We start from the raw sequence: 16,041 nt of genomic DNA, 5'->3' as shown, positions 1-16,041 counted from the left end.
GGGGATGCCTCCCTTCCGATGGGGGTTCCTGCGCTGTCGAGCCTAGGTTCGGGGCCGGGGGCCCGCACGTCGGTGCCAGGGTCTTGAATGGACCCGTGACCGTCTACGACGTCGCCCGGGCGCTGCCGGGCATCGAGGAACTGCGCGACCACAGCCGAGGGCTCGCGATGCTGGAGGCCGTGCTCTGCCCGGAGTGGGAGAGCCGGTACTACTCCTTCGACGCGCACTGGTCGGAGCACGAGCAGCTGGCGTCGATGAAGGACGGCCAGGGCGACGAGTACACCGTCGTCCTCTCCCCCGCCGGGGCGTTCGCCCGCGTCTTCGCCCACGAGTCGCCGCTGAGCCCCTTCGGGGCGCTCGCGGACGGCCGGACGTGGCCCGGCGTCGTCGACGGGGTCCCGGACGCCTTCCGCGAGTACCTGACGGAACCCGCGTTCACCGACGAGGACGGGGTCCACGTGACCACCGCCTGCCTGTGGCGCGAGACCGGGGACACCGCCTGGCACACCGGCCCGGTCGAGTTCCCCGACCTTGACGGCCACGAGGACCCGGACGGCTCCGGCGGCCTCCTCCACCTGCTCGTGGACCGTTCGGCCGAGGCCTACGCCACCTGGGCGTCCGACTACTACGCGACCCCGGTCGACCTGGAGGCCGTACGCCACGTCCTCGCCCTGCGCCCCCTCACGCCCGAGGTCGTCGCCGCCCTCAACCCGGACGTGGAGCCCGCCGACCTGGCCGACGACATCGCGGAGATCGGCTACCCGGTCGCGGAAGGCCCCGAGGGCCTCACGACGGGCTGACACCCCGCTCCGGCGCCAGGACCGACAGCACCGTCGCGTCCACCCGCGCGCCCTCCCACGATCCGGGGATCGTCGGCGCCCGCCCCGCCCGCTGCCGTCCGGATTACGGCCCCGCCACGGAGGACCGGCCCACGACCGTGCCCGCGCGGTCGATGCAGACGACGTCGACCGCGACGGGGGCGCCGCGCAGCACGGCGAGGGCCTCGTCGCGGGCGCGGGCGGCGACGAGGTCGCCGAGGGGGACGGCGGCGGCCTCGCAGAGGCGGAGGGCCGCGAGGCCGGTGTTGGCGCCGGCGATCTCGGCGGCGAGGGCCTCGGACGCGCCGCCGGTGCGGGCGAGGTCGGCGAGGAAGCCCTTGTCCACCTGGGAACGGGCGGAGTGCAGGTCGAGGTGGCCGGCGGCCAGCTTGGAGAGCTTGGCGAAACCGCCGCAGAGGGTCAGCCGGTCGACGGGGTGACGGCGGATGTACTTGAGGACGGCGCCCGCGAAGTCGCCCATGTCGAGGAGGGCGATCTCCGGCAGGTCGTAGAGCGTCGTGACCGTGCGCTCGGAGGTGGAGCCGGTGCAGCCGGCGACATGGGTGAGGCCGCCCGCGCGGGCCACGTCCACGCCCCGGCGGATGGAGTCGATCCAGGCCGAGCAGGAGTACGGGACGACGACCCCCGTCGTGCCGAGGATCGACAGGCCGCCGAGGATGCCGATCCGGGGGTTCCAGGTCGAGCGGGCGATCTCGGCGCCGTTGTCCACGGACACGGTGATCTCCACGTCGCCCCCGCCGCCGTGCCGTGCCGCGACCTCCGCGACGTGCTCGCGCATCAGCTGCCGGGGCACCGGGTTGATCGCGGGCTCCCCGACCTCCAGGGGCAGGCCCGGCAGGGTGACGGTGCCGACGCCGTCGCCCGCCCGGAAGACCACGCCGGAGCCCGGCGGCAGGAGCCGTACCGTCGAGCGGATCACCGCCCCGTGGGTGACGTCCGGGTCGTCGCCGGCGTCCTTCACGACGGCGGCCATGGCGGAACCGGCCGTCAGGGACTCGGCGGCCAGCGCGAACGCCGGCGTCTGCCCCTTCGGCAGCGTGATCGTCACCGGGTCGGGGAAGTCCCCGGTCAGCAGGGCCGTGTACGCGGCGGTCGTCGCCGCCGTCGCACAGGCACCGGTCGTCCAGCCCGGGCGCAGTCCGGTGTGCTTGAGTTGGGCCTCACGCCCGCCGCCTGAAGTCACGAAGGGGCTCCTGTGCACGTACTCATTCTCGGCGGGACCACCGAGGCCCGCGCGCTCGCCGGACTGCTGCACGGCTCCGCAGGCCTCCGCGTCACTAGCTCCCTCGCGGGACGGGTGGCGAGCCCCCGGCTGCCGGCCGGCGAGGTCCGCATCGGCGGCTTCGGCGGCGTCGACGGGCTCGTCGACTGGATACGGGCGCACGCCGTGGACGCGGTCATCGACGCCACCCATCCCTTCGCCGAGCACATCAGCTTCCACGCGGCCGCGGCGGCCGCCACCGCCCATGTTCCCCTGCTCGCCCTCCGCCGCCCCGGCTGGGTCCCCGAGGACGGCGACGACTGGCGTTCCGTGGCCTCCCTGGAGCAGGCGGCCCACGCCCTCGACGGCCTCGGCGACCGTGTCTTCCTCACCACCGGCCGCCTCGGCCTCGCCTCCTTCGCGGCCTGCCCCCAGTGGTTCCTCGTCCGCTCGGTCGACGCCCCGGACACCCCCATGCCGGCCCGCACGGAGATCCTCCTCGACCGGGGCCCCTTCACCCTCGACGCCGAGCGGAAGATCCTCGCCCACCACCGCATCGACGTCCTCGTCACGAAGGACAGCGGCGGCGCCGCGACCGCCCCCAAACTGACGGCCGCCCGAGAAGCCGGCGTCCCGGTCGTCGTCGTCCGCCGTCCTCCCGTGCCGGAGGGCGTACCGAGGGCGGCGACCCCCGAGGAGGCCGCCGCCTGGGTGTTCGGGTCGGGAGGGTCTCAGACCCGGTCCTCGTAGACCGTGTCCCACGTGTACGTGCCGGCCACGCTGCCGTCGGCCCGCAGGGCCTCGAGAACGTAGAAGTACGTGTTCCCCGGCGTGGCCGCGGTGTCGGTCCACTGCGCGGCCGTCCCGGCGACGGGAAGCGGGAGCAGCCCGGTGTGCTGTGGTTCGTACGTCTTCGTGGCCTCGCTCCAGCGGCTCATCCGATAGCCCGCGACCGTCTCGCACGGAGCGGTGGTGGTGCAGACCCAGCGGATGCTCGGTTGGCTGGGGGCGCCGGTCCGCAGGCTGTGGCTCTGGACGGCGATCTGCCCGTCGGAGGTGACCTGTACGGACGGCCGGAGGTCGAGCTCGGTGGCCGTGACCTTGGCGACGGCCGGGTCGGACGGCGGCAGTTCATTGCCCCAGCGGTCCTGTGCGACGACCGCGTACACATACGTCTCACCATCCGGCATGGCACCGCAGAGGTCCATGAGCGGCTCGCTCTCGCCCCCGTCGCATGCGGTCGAGGTGAGCCACTTGACGCTGCCGTCGACCTGCGGGGCACCCCTCCAGACGCGGTACGCGTGGGGGTGGTCGTCCAGGTCGTCTGCGGTCGAGGCGTCCCAGCGCACCAGTACACCGTCGGCGCGCGGCGTGGCCGTCACGCCCGTGACCGGGCCGGGCGCGACCCGGTCGCCGGTGCGGACGGTGAGAGGGGCGGAGAGTGCCGACTCGTTGCCGACCCGGTCGACCGCAGCGACGGCGTATGTGTAGTACGCGCCGGCGGACATGCCGAGGTCGCGGCAATGACTCTTGCTTCCGGTGAAGTTGCTGCCCTCAGCACAGGTCACGGGAGTGAGCGCGGCCCGGTCGAGGGTGGTGCCGGGCGAGCGGTAGAGGCGGTAGGAGCCGCCGTTGTTGAAGTCCTCCCAGAAGAGGGCGGGTGCTGTCCAGTAGAGGTTGGTCGCGTCGACCTGGACGTAGGAGTCCAGCTGGGCCGGGGACTGCGGCGGTGTCCGGTCGACTCCGTCGCCGATGACGGTGGCGGAGTACGCCGACGCGTTGCCGGCCGCGTCGAAGGCCTGGAGGCGGTAGTACTGCGGGGCGTTCTCCGGCGCGACGGTCCGATAGGTGGTCGCGCCGACCCTGGCGAGCAGTTCGAACGGGCCGGTGGGTGTAGAGGCCTTCGACACCTCGTAGGCCACGGTGTCGGGGACCGCGGGCCAGTTCAGCGTCGCCCTCCAGGCGTCCTGGGTCACGTTGATGCCGGCCGGGGCCGCCGGGGCGGTGCGGTCGACGGTGGCGACCGTGAGGTCGGCGCCGCCCCAGGACTCGTTGCCGGCCCGGTCGACGGCGCGGAGTTCGTAGAGGTACGACTGGCCGGTCGGGGGCGGGTAGTTGAGGTAGGAGGTGCCGGTGATCAGGGCGGTGGAGCTGCTGATCCTGGCCCAGGCGGTGGTGGGCAGGCGCCGGTAGAGGCGGTAGCCGGCGAGGTCCATCTCCTTGTTGGGCGCCCACTTCACGGTGGCCTTGTTCAGGGCGGGGTCGTAGGCGACGGACGCGCCGGTCGGGGGGAGGGGGCGGATCTTGTCGACGGTGGGTGAAGTGTTCGGGGTGTAGGTGAACTTGACGTTGGCGGCGCCGGTCCAGGTGGCGTAGTCGACGCGGAGGGTGTGGCGGCCGGCGGGGACGGTGAGGGCGACGGTCTTCTTCTGGGTGGTGGTGACGTTGCGCCAGAGGTCGATCCGGCGGACGCCGTCGAGGTGGACGCGGATGCCGTCCTGGGCTTCGGCGGTGAAGGCGAAGGGGCCGCCGGAGCCGAAGTCGCGGGTGAGGGACCAGCGGACGGAGAAGTTGTCCGTGGGGAGGGTGACGCCGGCGGGGTCGCCCCAGCCGTAGTTCTCGGCGATGGCACTGTCGCAGACGGTCAGTTTCGGGGTGCCGGTGAGGGTGGTGTTGGCGAAGTACTCCGCCTTCCACACGGGGGAGGCGCAACTGACGGCCGCGGCGGCCGGGATGGCGGTGAGGAGGCCGCCGGATGCGGCGAGGGCGGCCGTGGCGGCCAGCGCGCTCAGCCGGTTACGAGTCATCACAGAGGGAGGGCCCTTTCCGGACCTACGGGACACAGGTGATGTGGGGGGAACGGGCGGTGCGGGTGGGACCGGTCCACCGCCGGGACGGGACTCTACCGGCCGGTTACTCGACGCGACAGCGCGTTCCGGCGGGCGTTCAATGAAGGGGTGGGTACCGTCCGGTGGCTGGCCACTGCGGGGCTCGTGGCGCTGATGAGCGCTGCTCCGAGCCCCTCTCCCTCGCCGTCGCCCGAACCGCCCCCCGCACAGCCGCCGCCGGTGCTCGACCGGGCGGATGTGGACCGGGCCGTCGGGCGGCTGGACGCGGACGTCGCGGCGATGATGAAGCGGACCGGGGTGCCGGGCGTCTCCGTCGCGGTGGTGTACCAGGGCAAGGTGGTGCACCTGGAGGGGTACGGGGTTCGGGAGGTGGGCAAGTCGGCGCGGGTGGACGCGGACACCGTGTTCCAGCTGGCGTCCGTCTCGAAGCCGATCGCGTCGACGATCGTGTCGGGCGCGGTCGGGGTGGAGGGCTGGCAGAAGCCGGTCGCCCCCGAGCTGCCGGAGTTCCGGGTGAAGGACCCGTGGGTGACGTCGCACATGACGGTGGCGGACCTGTTCTCGCACCGCAGCGGGCTGCCGGACCACGCGGGGGACCTGCTGGAGGACCTGGGGTTCGACCAGGAGTACATCCTGGCGCACCTGCGGTACGAGCCGTTGGCGCCGTTCCGGGCGAGTTACGCGTACACGAACTTCGGTCTGACGGGCGCGGCGGAGGCCGTCGCCGCGGAGAAGGGCGTGGCGTGGGACAAGCTCGCGGAGGACACGCTGTACCGGCCGGCGGGGATGAACGACACCAGTTCCAGCTTCCGGGACTTCGAGGAGAACCCCGACCGGGCCGTGGGGCACGTGAAGGATCCGGACGGGACGTGGAAGGCGCGGTACGTGCGGGATCCGGACGCGCAGTCGCCGGCGGGCGGGGTGAGTTCGTCGGCGCGGGACATGGCGAAGTGGCTGCGGCTGCAGTTGGGGAACGGGACGCTGGACGGCCGGCGGATCGTCGACGCGGAGGCGCTCGAACTCACCCACCACCCGGAGTCGGTGGCGTCACCGGCGCGGGCGCCGGCGGCCAGGACCGGGTTCTACGGCCTCGGCTGGAACGTGTCGTACGACGACGAGGGAAGGCTGCGGCTCTCGCACACCGGCGCGTTCGCGGAGGGCGCGCACACCAACGTGACGATGCTGCCGGGTGAGGAGCTGGGGATCGTCGTCCTCACGAACGGGGCGCCGGTCGGCGTCGCGGACGCGGTCGCCCTGGACTTCTTCGACACCGCGCAGGAGGGGAAGCCCAGCCGGGACTGGATGCCGCTCGTCAACGCGCTCTACGAGCAGGAGGCGGAAGCGGGCCGGTCCGACACGGACTACGCGCGTCCGCCGGCCGACGCGGCCGCCGCGAAGCCCGCCGCCGCCTACACCGGCACGTACACCAGCGACTACTACGGCCGGCTCACCGTGGCCGAGGCCGACGGCGGCCTGGTGCTGCGGCTGGGGCCGGAGCCCCAGACGTACCGGCTGACGCACTACGCCGGTGACACGTTCAGCTTCCCGACGCGGGGGGAGAACGCCGTCGGCCTCACCGGCGTGACGTTCTCCCCGGACGGCAAGACCGTCCGCGTCGAGTACCTGGACCAGGAGGGGCTGGGGACCTTCACCCGTACCTCTTCCTAGGGCGACAGGCCCTGGCTGCGGTCGGCTCAGCCGTACCGGCGCGGGGTCCAGGCGATGGTGCGGCCGTCGGCGCGTTCGACGGCGCGGGTCTGCGAGGAGCCGACGAGGAGCAGGGTGCGCATGTCGACCTCGGACGGTTCCAGGGTCTTGAGGGTGACGACGCGGACGGACTGCTCGGGGCCGCCGACGTCGCGGGCGACGACGACGGGCGTCTCGGGGGACCGCAGTTCGAGGAGGAGGTCGCGGGCGGCGGCCACCTGGTGGGTGCGGGACCTGGAGCCCGGGTTGTAGAGGGCGACGACCAGGTCGGCGGAGGCGGCGGCGCGCAGCCGGGCCTCGATGACGTCCCAGGGCTTGAGCCGGTCGGAGAGGGAGATCGTGGCGTAGTCGTGGCCGAGGGGGGCGCCCGCGGCGGCGGCGGCCGCGTTGGCGGCGGTCACCCCGGGGAGGACCCGTACGGGCACGTCGGCGTACTCCGGTTCGCAGGCGACCTCCAGGACGGCGGTGGCCATGGCGAAGACGCCGGGGTCGCCGCCGGAGACGACCGCGACCTTGCGGCCGCGCCGGGCCAGGTCGAGGGCGAACTCGGCGCGCTCGGACTCGACCTTGTTGTCGGAGCCGTGGCGGATCTGGCCGGGGCGGAGCACCGGCACCCGGTCGAGGTAGGTGGTGTAGCCGACGAGGACGTCGGCGTTGACGAGCGCGCCGCGCGACTCGGGCGTCAACCAGGGCGCGCCGGCCGGGCCGGTGCCGACGACGACGACCTCGCCCCGGTCCCGTACGGGGGGCTGCTGGTCGACGCGGGAGGGCAGGACGGCGACCGAGAAGTAGGGGACGGTGGACGGGTCCACGTCCGTCAGGCGCTCGGTCCGCTCGCCGGCCATGAACGCCCGCTCCACGTAACGGGCGTCGTCGAGGCGCCCGGCCCGCTCCAGGGCCCGCTTCACGGTGGGGAAGGTGCGGCCGAGCTTCATCACGACCGCCGAGTCGGTGCCGGCGAGACGGGCCGTCAGCTCGTCCTCGGGCAGCGTGCCGGGGATGATCGTGAGGACTTCCTCCGCCTCGCACAGCGGCTCGCCGAGGCGGGCGGCGGCGGCGCTCACGGAGGTGACGCCGGGGATGACGGTGGTGTCGTAGCGGTCGGCGAGCCGCTTGTGCATGTGCTGGTAGGAGCCGTAGAACAGCGGGTCGCCCTCGGCGAGGACGGCGACGGTGCGGCCGGCGTCGAGGTGGGCGGCGAGGCGGGCCGCGGCCTCCTCGTAGAAGTCGTCCAGGGCGCCCCGGTAGCCGCCGGGGTGGTCCGTGGTCTCCACCGTGAGCGGGTACATCAGCCGCTCCTCGACGTGGTCGTCGCGGAGGTGTTCGGCGGCGATGGAGCGGGCGATGGAGCGGCCGTGGCGGGCCGAGTGGTACGCGACGACGTCGGCGGCGGCGATGGCCTTGACCGCGGCGACCGTCATCAGGTTCGGGTCGCCGGGCCCGAGGCCGACGCCGTACAGCTTGCCCTTCACCGGTGCGTCCTCGGTGCCGCTCATGCCTGGATCTCCGCTTCGTGGGCGATGGCGTTGATCGCGGCGGCCGTCATGGCGCTGCCGCCGCGTCGGCCGCGTACGACGAGGTAGTCGAGGCCGAGTTCGTGGGCGCGGTCGGCGAGCGCGTCCTTGGATTCGGCGGCGCCGATGAAGCCGACCGGTATGCCGAGGACGGCGGCGGGCCGGCCGGCGCCCTTGGCGACCATCTCCAGGAGGTGGAAGAGGGCGGTGGGGGCGTTGCCGATGGCGACGACGGAGCCTTCGAGGCGGTCCCGCCAGAGTTCGAGGGCGGCGGCGGAGCGGGTGGTGCCGAGTTCGGCGGCGAGGGCGGGCACGGCCGGGTCGGACAGCGCGCAGACCACCTCGTTGTCGGCGGGCAGCCGCTTGCGGGTGACGCCGCTGGCGACCATCTGCGCGTCGCACAGGATCGGGGCGCCGGCGCGGAGGGCCGCGCGGCCCCGGGAGACGACCTGCGGCGAGTAGGCGATATCGCGTACGAGGTCGGTCATGCCGCAGGCGTGGATCATCCGGACCGCCACCTGGGCGACGTCGGCGGGCAGGCCCGCCAGATCCGCCTCGGCGCGGATCGTGGCAAAGGACTGGCGGTAGATCTCCGCCCCGTCCTTCTCGTAGTCGAACATCGTGTCGCTCTCGCTCATCTCGTCGTCGTGCGGGCCGTGGTGACAGCTTCGGTCAGGGCGGTACGGGAGGTGGGGGCGCCGTCCACCAGGTAGGCGCCGTCGGCGGTGGCGACGACGTCGACCCAGGTGCCGTGCGGGTGACCGCAGCGGCGCTCGCACCCGGAGTAGTGGACGGGAAGGACCGGGAGGCCGGCGGCTCGGGCGGGACCGGGCCGCTCGGGGGCCGCGTCGGCGCGGACGTCCGCGAGGGACTTGGCGCAGCCGGGCCGCCCCGTGCAGGCGGTGACGCCCGCCCCGGGGGAGTCGGGGCAGGTGATCAGCCCGTGCGCGGCGAGGCCGGCGAGCCGGTCGGCCGCGGCCCCGACCACGACGGCGCCGCGCCACGGCGTCAGCCGGACCTCGTCGGCGGGCAGCAGCGCGCGCAGCTGGGCGGCGGTGAGGCGGCCGAGGGGCGCGAGGACGTACAGGGCGCCGGTGCCGAGCGGCCCGGGGGCGGGCGGCGTGCCGAGGACGAGGAGCGACCGCGCCGGCGGTACGGGCTCCGCCGCGATCCCGGCCCGGCCGAGGGCGCCCGGCACGTCCGGGGCGGACCCCTCCGGTAGTTCCCGCACCCGCCAGGCGCCGTTCCCGGCCTCGCGGGCGGCGTCGAGGAAGGCTCCGGCGGCGGCGAGGGCGGCGCGGGGCGCGTCGGCTCCGGCGATCCGGAAGGCCCTCCCGCCGACGTACATGACGACTGTCCCCGGCTCCGCTGCGACCAAGGTCACATCGCCGCCGAGGCCCGCCACGTCTCCGCGGCCGTCGTCGAGGACGAAGAGGAAGCGGCCCGAGAGCGCCGCCGCCCAGGGCTCCGCGCAGAGCAGGGAGTCGAGCGCGCGGGCCCACAACTGGACCTCGGGGCCGCCGAGTCCGTCGAGTCCGGCGGTCGGCGAGGCGACGATGTTGCGGACGCGTTCGTGGGTGGGGGAGGGGAGCAGGCCCGCGTCGGCGAGCAGTTCCGCGAGGGTCGCGCCGCAGTCGTCCGCGAGGCCGCGGAGTTCCGCGTTGCCCCGCGAGGTGACGCTGATCCGCCCGTCGCCGAGGGTCTCCGCCGCGTGCGCCAGGATCTCGACCTGACGTGCCGTCAAGCGCCCTGCGGGCAGGCGCAGTCGGGCCAGCCGACCGTCGTCGGCCGCGTGCAGGCGCAACGCCCCTGGGCAGGCGTCTCCGCGGTCCCGAATGCGAGGTTCGCCCGGTTCGGGAGCCGGGGGTGGGGTGGGCGGCATGGCGGCGAGCATACCCACGGGCCACCGGCCGACCACCGGGTGTGATCCGGCCGACTCCCCGGCACGCCCCGCCCCGCCGACGGCACGATCTACTATGCACACGGCATGGGGTCGCAGGACCCCGGGGAGGAAGCCCGGTGAGAATCCGGCGCGGTCCCGCCACTGTGAACCCGTACCAGCGATGGCACGGGTGAGTCAGGAACTCCCCGCCATCCACACGACCACCCGGGGCGCGGACAACCCCGAGGAAGGCCTGAGCTCGCCATGCTTCTGCTGCTGTCGCACTCCGACACCGACCTGCTCAGCGCCCGTGCGGCGAACGCCGGCTCCGCCGGCGGCCCGGTCGAGTACCGCTTCGCCAACCCCTCCCGCCTCCCCCTCGCCGACCTGCCCGGCCTCCTCGACGACGCCGAACTCGTCGTCGTCCGCCTCCTCGGCGGCCTCCGCTCCTGGCAGGAAGGCCTCGACGCGATCCGCGCGGCCGGAAAGCCGGTCGTCGTCCTCAGCGGAGAACAGGCCCCCGACGCCCAGCTGATGGAGGCCTCCACCGTCCCCGTCGGCGTCGCCACCGAGGCCCACGCCTACCTGGCGCACGGCGGCCCGGAGAACCTGGAGCAGCTGGCCCGGTTCCTCTCCGACACCGTCCTGCTCACCGGCCACGGCTTCGAGGCCCCGGCCGCCGCCCCCACCTGGGGCCCGCTGGAGCGCACCCCGAAGCCCACCGACGGCCCGACCATCGCCGTGCTCTACTACCGCGCCCACCACATGAGCGGGAACACCGCCTTCGTCGGCGCCCTCTGCGACGCCATCGAGGACGCCGGAGCCCGGGCGCTGCCGCTGTACGTGGCCTCCCTGCGCGCCCCCGAGGCGGAACTCGTCTCCGTCCTGCGGGGAGCCGACGCCATCGTCACCACCGTCCTCGCGGCCGGCGGCACCAAGCCGGCCGAGGCGCAGGCCGGCGGCGACGAGGAGGCCTGGGACGCGGGCGCGCTCGCCGCGCTCGACGTGCCGATCCTCCAGGCGCTGTGCCTGACCGGCTCGCGGTCCGCGTGGGAGGAGAACGACGAGGGCCTCTCGCCGCTGGACGCCGCCAGCCAGGTCGCCGTGCCCGAGTTCGACGGCCGGCTCATCACCGTCCCGTTCTCCTTCAAGGAGATCGACGAGGACGGCCTGCCCGCGTACGTCGCCGACGCCGAGCGCGCTGCCCGCGTGGCCGGGATCGCCGTCCGGCACGCCCGGCTCCGCCACATCCCGAACGCCGAGAAGAAGCTGGCGCTCGTCCTCTCCGCGTACCCGACCAAGCACTCCCGCATCGGCAACGCGGTCGGCCTCGACACCCCCGCCTCCGCCGTCGCCCTGCTCCGCCGCCTCCGCGAGGAGGGCTACGACTTCGGACCGGAGGAGGACCTCCCCGGCCTGGTCTCCGGCGACGGCGACGAGCTGATCTACGCCCTCATCGAGGCCGGCGGCCACGACCAGGACTGGCTCACCGAGGAGCAGCTCGCCCGCATCCCGGTCCGCATCCCGGCCGCCGACTACAAGCGCTGGTACGCGACGCTGCCCGCCGAACTCCGCGAGCGGGTCGAGGAGCACTGGGGCCCGGCGCCCGGCGAGATGTTCCTCGACCGGTCCCGCAACCCGGAGGGCGACATCGTCCTCGCCGCCCTGCGGCGCGGGAACCTGCTGATCCTCATCCAGCCGCCGCGCGGCTTCGGCGAGAACCCGATCGCGATCTACCACGACCCCGATCTCCCGCCGTCCCACCACTACCTGGCCGCCTACCGTTGGATCGCCGCCCGCGCCGAGGACGGCGGCTTCGGCGCCGACGCCATGGTCCACCTGGGCAAGCACGGCAACCTGGAGTGGCTGCCCGGCAAGAACGCCGGCCTGTCCGCCGCCTGCGGCCCGGACGCGGCGCTCGGCGACATCCCGCTGGTCTACCCGTTCCTCGTCAACGACCCGGGCGAGGGCACCCAGGCCAAGCGGCGCGTCCACGCCACCCTCGTCGACCACCTGGTCCCGCCGATGGCCCGCGCCGACTCGTACGGCGACATCGCGCGCCTGGAGCAGCTCCTCGACGAGTACGCGCAGATCTCCTCCATGGACCCGGCGAAGCTGCCCGCGATCCGCGCCCAGATCTGGACGCTGATCCAGGCCGCCAAGCTCGACCACGACCTGGGCCTCCAGGAGCGCCCGGAGGACGACGGCTTCGACGACTTCCTGCTGCACGTCGACGGCTGGCTGTGCGAGGTCAAGGACGCCCAGATCCGCGACGGTCTGCACGTCCTCGGCGGCGCCCCGGAGGGCGAGGCCCGCGTCAACCTGGTCCTCTCCATCCTGCGCGCCCGCCAGATCTGGGGCGGCACGCAGGCGCTGCCCGGCCTGCGCGAGGCCCTCGGCCTCGACGAGTCGGCCGCGACCCGCACCACCGCCGACGAGGCGGAGGAGAAGGCCCGCGCGCTCGTCGAGGGCATGGAGGCCGCCGGCTGGTCCGTGGCCGCGATCGACACCGTCGCCGCCGCGTACGGCCCCGAGGTGCACGCCGTGCTGCGGTTCGCCTGCGAGCAGGTCGTGCCGCGCCTCGCCGCCACCACCGACGAGCTGACGCACGCCGTGCACGCCCTGAACGGCGGCTTCGTCCCGGCGGGCCCGTCCGGCTCCCCGCTGCGCGGCCTGGTCAACGTCCTGCCGACCGGCCGGAACTTCTACTCGGTCGACCCGAAGGCCGTGCCGTCCCGGCTCGCCTGGGAGACCGGCCAGGCCCTCGCCGACTCCCTCCTGGAGCGCTACCGCACCGACAACGGCACGTGGCCGACCTCGGTGGGCCTCTCCCTGTGGGGTACGAGCGCGATGCGCACCGCCGGCGACGACGTCGCCGAGGCGCTCGCCCTGCTCGGCGTCCGTCCGCTGTGGGACGAGGCCTCCCGCCGCGTCAACGGTCTGGAGCCGATCCCGCTCGCCGAGCTCGGCCGCCCGCGCGTGGACGTCACCCTGCGCATCTCCGGCTTCTTCCGTGACGCGTTCCCGCACGTCATCGGTCTCCTCGACGACGCCGTGCGGCTCGTGGCGGGCCTGGAGGACGAGTCCGCCGAGGACAACTACGTCCGGGCGCACGCGCAGGCCGACCTCGCCGAGCACGGCGACGAGCGGCGCGCCACCACCCGCATCTTCGGCTCGCGCCCCGGCACGTACGGCGCGGGCATCCTCCAGCTGATCGACTCGCGCGACTGGCGCACGGACGCCGACCTCGCCGAGGTGTACACGGTGTGGGGCGGGTACGCGTACGGGCGCGGGCTCGAAGGCCGCCCGGCGCGCGCCGAGATGGAGACCGCGTACAAGCGGATCGCGGTCGCCGCGAAGAACACGGACACCCGCGAGCACGACATCGCCGACTCCGACGACTACTTCCAGTACCACGGCGGCATGGTCGCGACCGTGCGCGCGCTCAAGGGCACCGCGCCCGAGGCGTACATCGGCGACTCCACCCGCCCGGAGACCGTCCGCACCCGCACCCTCGTCGAGGAGACCTCCCGGGTATTCCGCGCCCGCGTGGTCAACCCGCGCTGGATCGAGGCGATGCGCCGCCACGGCTACAAGGGCGCGTTCGAGCTGGCGGCGACCGTCGACTACCTCTTCGGCTACGACGCCACGACCGGCGTCGTCGCCGACTGGATGTACGACAAGCTGACGCAGGAGTACGTCCTCGACCCCGCGAACCAGGCCTTCCTGAAGGAGGCCAACCCCTGGGCCCTGCACGGCATCGCCGAGCGGCTCCTCGAAGCCGAGTCCCGCGGCATGTGGGAGAAGCCGGACCCGGAGACCCTCGCCGCCCTGCGCCAGGTGTTCCTGGAGACGGAGGGCGACCTGGAGGGGGCGGCGGACGAGGACTAGTCCTCGCGCGCCTCACCACAGCGGGAGTCGGCCCCGCTCACCGTACGGGGGTCGGTGGGCGGGGCCGGCTCCTTGCGCACACTCAAGACGATACGTCTCGTATCGTGGGAGTCTTGGAGCCGCGGGGCCTCGGAGTCTTGGTGCCTCGGGGTCTCGGAGCCTCGGAGGGTCAGGCGGAGGCTATGCGCAGGACCAGCGCGGCCGCCGAGATCAGGGTGAGCACCGCCGCCGGCGCCAGCTCGTAGTCCTTCACCCGCAGGTGGGCGATGACGGCGCCGGCGAAGTAGAGCACCAGGCCGACGGCCGCGGCCTCGCCGAGCAGCGGGACGAAGAGGCCCGCCAGCAGGCCGAGCGCCCCCGCCGCCTTCGCGGTCGCCAGCAGCGGCAGCCGGCTCTCCGGCACGCCCACCTTGGTCATGTTGCCGACGACCTGCGGGTTCCTGGTGAAGGTCATGAAGGCGGAGCCGGTCGCCGCGAGGGCGAGCAGGGTCGCGACGACGGCGTAGGCGATGAACATGGAGGTGCTCCAACGGTCCGGGGACGAAAACCGTTGAAGACTAACAACGATTTCTCTCGCTCCACAATCGCGTTGTTGTTACGGTGGACGGCATGGCAGCTCACCCGACCGACCGCCTCGGCTTCCTCCTCTCCTTCCGTGGCGAACTCACCGGTGCGCGCATCCGCGCCGCCCTGGGCGTCGCCGGGCTGCACCCGCGCAACGCGATGACCCTGATGCAGCTCGCCCCCGGCGCCACGAGCCAGCGCGAACTCGCCCTTGCGATGGAGGTCGACCCGAGCCAACTGGTCTCGATCCTCAACGAGTTGGAGACCGCCGGGCTCGCCGAGCGCCGCCGCGACCCCGCCGACCGGCGCCGCCACATCGTCGAGATCACCTCGGCGGGCACCGAGGCCCTGGAGCGCATCGACCAGGCCGTGAGCGACGCCGAACGCGAACTCTTCGGCGACCTCACCGAAGCCGAACAGACCCTCCTGCGCGGCCTGTTGGACCGCGTCGTCGTCGACCCCGCCGACCACGACTGCGGCGCGGAGTGACAGGCGCGAAGTGACAGGCGCGGAGTAGCTTCCGCCCCACCCCGACCCCCCGGTTCACCAGGAGAGGCGCACCACGTCCGCGACCTCGACCGCCCCGCCCAGCCACACCACCGGGCCCGACGGTCCGGGCCGTGCGGACGCGGTGATCGTGGAGGGGCTGCCGAGCGAGTCGCCCATGTCGACGGCGAGCTCGACCCCGTGCCCGCCGTCGCCGTCCGCGCCGCCCCCACTGCCGCCGTCCCCGCCGCCGTGCCTGCCGTCGCCGTCCGCGCCGCCGTCCGCCAGGTGCGCGGCGAGGCAGCCCGTGCTGTTGGCGTTGGCGATGTCCTCCGGGACGCCGATCGAGGGGGCGAACATGCGGGCGGCGCGGCGGCCCGCGGGTGTCGGCCCGGAGTGGACGTAGCAGCCGAGGAGCCCGAGCCGGTCGCACGCGGCGCGCAACCGCCCGCTGTCCGGCGCGAGGCCGGCGAGCACCGCGGGCGAGCGCACCGGGACCAGCAGCCGCGGCCGCCCCGTCGAGGCGACCCGCAGCCCGGGGCCCAGCGCCCCCGCGGGCACGCCGAGCGCCGGCACCACGAGGTCCCGCTCCGCCGCGGTCGGCTCCCGCAGCGAGACGGCACCGGCCTCGAACGACGCCCTGACCCGCCCGCCCTCCCGCACGCACCGGCCCTCGAAAACCCGTCCCGCCGTGCGCAGTTCGACCCGGTGGGTGCCGCTCCCGGCGCTCCCCGCGCTCCCGGCGCTCACGGTCGCGCACGCCAGCGCGGCGAGCGTGCCGTGGCCGCACGCGGGCAGCTCGCCCTCGGCGGTGAAGAAGCGCAGGGACACCGCGGGGATCCCGGACCGGCCTTCCGCCACCGACACGAACACCGCGTGCGAGGTGCCCGCCGCCACCGGCACCCGCCGCCGTCGCTCGTCGCTCAGCGGCGCCTCGCGGAGCACCGCGGTCGGGCTCCCGCTCTCACCGCCCGCGCCGTCGCGCACGCACGCGCGCACGATCGTGACGTCGCTGTGCGGCATGCGCGCTCCTCTGCTTCGCGTTTCACGGCGCGGTCGCAGTCAGCACTATGCCAAGAACGGGCGCCGTCAGCCGCCCTTCGCGGAC

Annotated in this window: 12 protein-coding genes and 1 riboswitch; of the genes, 5 read left to right on the top strand and 7 right to left on the bottom strand. The window is 74.1% G+C overall.

Annotation, left to right across the window (positions count from 1 at the left end):
• The first annotated feature begins 95 nt into the window (after nucleotides 1–95).
• Nucleotides 96–800: a hypothetical protein gene (locus MRBLMG1_RS12205; RefSeq protein WP_367823524.1), complete on the top strand. Its 705-nt coding sequence runs from the start codon at nucleotides 96–98 to the stop codon at nucleotides 798–800.
• A gap of 103 nt (nucleotides 801–903) precedes the next feature.
• Here the strand turns inward: MRBLMG1_RS12205 and MRBLMG1_RS12200 are convergent, their stop codons facing one another.
• On the bottom strand, nucleotides 904–2,022 hold the full coding sequence (locus tag MRBLMG1_RS12200) for a cobalt-precorrin-5B (C(1))-methyltransferase (protein WP_367823522.1): 1,119 nt from the start codon (nucleotides 2,020–2,022) through the stop codon (nucleotides 904–906).
• 12 nt (nucleotides 2,023–2,034) lie between these two features.
• Between MRBLMG1_RS12200 and MRBLMG1_RS12195 the strand changes: the two genes are divergently transcribed.
• Nucleotides 2,035–2,790 (top strand): cobalt-precorrin-6A reductase, encoded by a 756-nt coding sequence (locus MRBLMG1_RS12195; protein ID WP_367823520.1) that lies wholly within the window; start codon nucleotides 2,035–2,037, stop codon nucleotides 2,788–2,790.
• On the opposite strand, the gene MRBLMG1_RS12190 is transcribed toward MRBLMG1_RS12195, so the two are convergent.
• The gene (locus MRBLMG1_RS12190) at nucleotides 2,772–4,847 is read right to left on the bottom strand and encodes a fibronectin type III domain-containing protein (protein WP_367823518.1); all 2,076 of its coding nucleotides are present in this window, start codon (nucleotides 4,845–4,847) and stop codon (nucleotides 2,772–2,774) included. The genes MRBLMG1_RS12195 and MRBLMG1_RS12190 overlap by 19 nt on opposite strands.
• Nucleotides 4,848–4,997: 150 nt before the next feature.
• Between MRBLMG1_RS12190 and MRBLMG1_RS12185 the strand changes: the two genes are divergently transcribed.
• Nucleotides 4,998–6,557 (top strand): serine hydrolase, encoded by a 1,560-nt coding sequence (locus MRBLMG1_RS12185; RefSeq protein WP_414721565.1) that lies wholly within the window; start codon nucleotides 4,998–5,000, stop codon nucleotides 6,555–6,557.
• Nucleotides 6,558–6,583: 26 nt separating this feature from the next.
• Here the strand turns inward: MRBLMG1_RS12185 and MRBLMG1_RS12180 are convergent, their stop codons facing one another.
• From MRBLMG1_RS12180 to MRBLMG1_RS12170, 3 genes are read right to left on the bottom strand one after another with little or no spacing between them, the layout of a single operon-like run.
• Nucleotides 6,584–8,092 carry a precorrin-2 C(20)-methyltransferase gene (locus MRBLMG1_RS12180; protein ID WP_367823517.1) on the bottom strand — a complete coding sequence of 503 codons (1,509 nt, stop codon included), beginning with the start codon at nucleotides 8,090–8,092 and terminating at the stop codon, nucleotides 6,584–6,586.
• On the bottom strand, nucleotides 8,089–8,748 hold the full coding sequence (locus MRBLMG1_RS12175) for a precorrin-8X methylmutase (protein ID WP_414721564.1): 660 nt from the start codon (nucleotides 8,746–8,748) through the stop codon (nucleotides 8,089–8,091). Before MRBLMG1_RS12175 ends, MRBLMG1_RS12180 begins: the two co-directional genes overlap by 4 nt.
• Nucleotides 8,745–10,004 carry a cobalamin biosynthesis protein CobG gene (locus tag MRBLMG1_RS12170; protein WP_367823700.1) on the bottom strand — a complete coding sequence of 420 codons (1,260 nt, stop codon included), beginning with the start codon at nucleotides 10,002–10,004 and terminating at the stop codon, nucleotides 8,745–8,747. Before MRBLMG1_RS12170 ends, MRBLMG1_RS12175 begins: the two co-directional genes overlap by 4 nt.
• 75 nt (nucleotides 10,005–10,079) lie before the next feature.
• Nucleotides 10,080–10,217, top strand: a riboswitch (cobalamin riboswitch).
• Nucleotides 10,218–10,256: 39 nt separating this feature from the next.
• On the opposite strand from MRBLMG1_RS12170, the gene cobN reads away from it, so the two are divergent.
• The gene (cobN, locus tag MRBLMG1_RS12165) at nucleotides 10,257–13,883 is read left to right on the top strand and encodes a cobaltochelatase subunit CobN (RefSeq protein WP_367823515.1); all 3,627 of its coding nucleotides are present in this window, start codon (nucleotides 10,257–10,259) and stop codon (nucleotides 13,881–13,883) included.
• Nucleotides 13,884–14,052: 169 nt separating this feature from the next.
• On the opposite strand, the gene MRBLMG1_RS12160 is transcribed toward cobN, so the two are convergent.
• On the bottom strand, nucleotides 14,053–14,400 hold the full coding sequence (locus MRBLMG1_RS12160) for a DoxX family protein (RefSeq protein WP_367823514.1): 348 nt from the start codon (nucleotides 14,398–14,400) through the stop codon (nucleotides 14,053–14,055).
• Between the two features lie 92 nt (nucleotides 14,401–14,492).
• On the opposite strand from MRBLMG1_RS12160, the gene MRBLMG1_RS12155 reads away from it, so the two are divergent.
• Nucleotides 14,493–14,936 (top strand): MarR family winged helix-turn-helix transcriptional regulator, encoded by a 444-nt coding sequence (locus MRBLMG1_RS12155; RefSeq protein ID WP_367823513.1) that lies wholly within the window; start codon nucleotides 14,493–14,495, stop codon nucleotides 14,934–14,936.
• Between the two features lie 54 nt (nucleotides 14,937–14,990).
• Here MRBLMG1_RS12155 and MRBLMG1_RS12150 read toward each other — a convergent pair whose 3' ends face one another.
• Nucleotides 14,991–15,956, bottom strand: coding sequence for a PhzF family phenazine biosynthesis protein (locus tag MRBLMG1_RS12150; protein WP_367823512.1), 966 nt, complete (start codon nucleotides 15,954–15,956; stop codon nucleotides 14,991–14,993).
• Nucleotides 15,957–16,041 lie beyond the last annotated feature (85 nt).

Origin of the sequence: Streptomyces sp. LMG1-1-1.1 (assembly GCF_040815545.1) — a bacterium.
Lineage (GTDB): Bacteria > Actinomycetota > Actinomycetes > Streptomycetales > Streptomycetaceae > Streptomyces.
This window is presented reverse-complemented; position numbering and strand designations above follow the sequence as displayed.

Bases quoted from the DNA above. Each gene is read 5' to 3' on its own strand.
- MRBLMG1_RS12190 (WP_367823518.1), bottom strand. From the start codon at position 4,847: ATGACTCGTAACCGGCTGAGCGCGCTGGCCGCCACGGCCGCCCTCGCC.
- MRBLMG1_RS12180 (WP_367823517.1), bottom strand. From the start codon at position 8,092: ATGAGCGGCACCGAGGACGCACCGGTGAAGGGCAAGCTGTACGGCGTC.
- MRBLMG1_RS12175 (WP_414721564.1), bottom strand. From the start codon at position 8,748: ATGAGCGAGAGCGACACGATGTTCGACTACGAGAAGGACGGGGCGGAG.
- MRBLMG1_RS12170 (WP_367823700.1), bottom strand. From the start codon at position 10,004: ATGCTCGCCGCCATGCCGCCCACCCCACCCCCGGCTCCCGAACCGGGC.
- cobN (WP_367823515.1), top strand. From the start codon at position 10,257: ATGCTTCTGCTGCTGTCGCACTCCGACACCGACCTGCTCAGCGCCCGT.
- MRBLMG1_RS12160 (WP_367823514.1), bottom strand. From the start codon at position 14,400: ATGTTCATCGCCTACGCCGTCGTCGCGACCCTGCTCGCCCTCGCGGCG.
- MRBLMG1_RS12155 (WP_367823513.1), top strand. From the start codon at position 14,493: ATGGCAGCTCACCCGACCGACCGCCTCGGCTTCCTCCTCTCCTTCCGT.
- MRBLMG1_RS12150 (WP_367823512.1), bottom strand. From the start codon at position 15,956: ATGCCGCACAGCGACGTCACGATCGTGCGCGCGTGCGTGCGCGACGGC.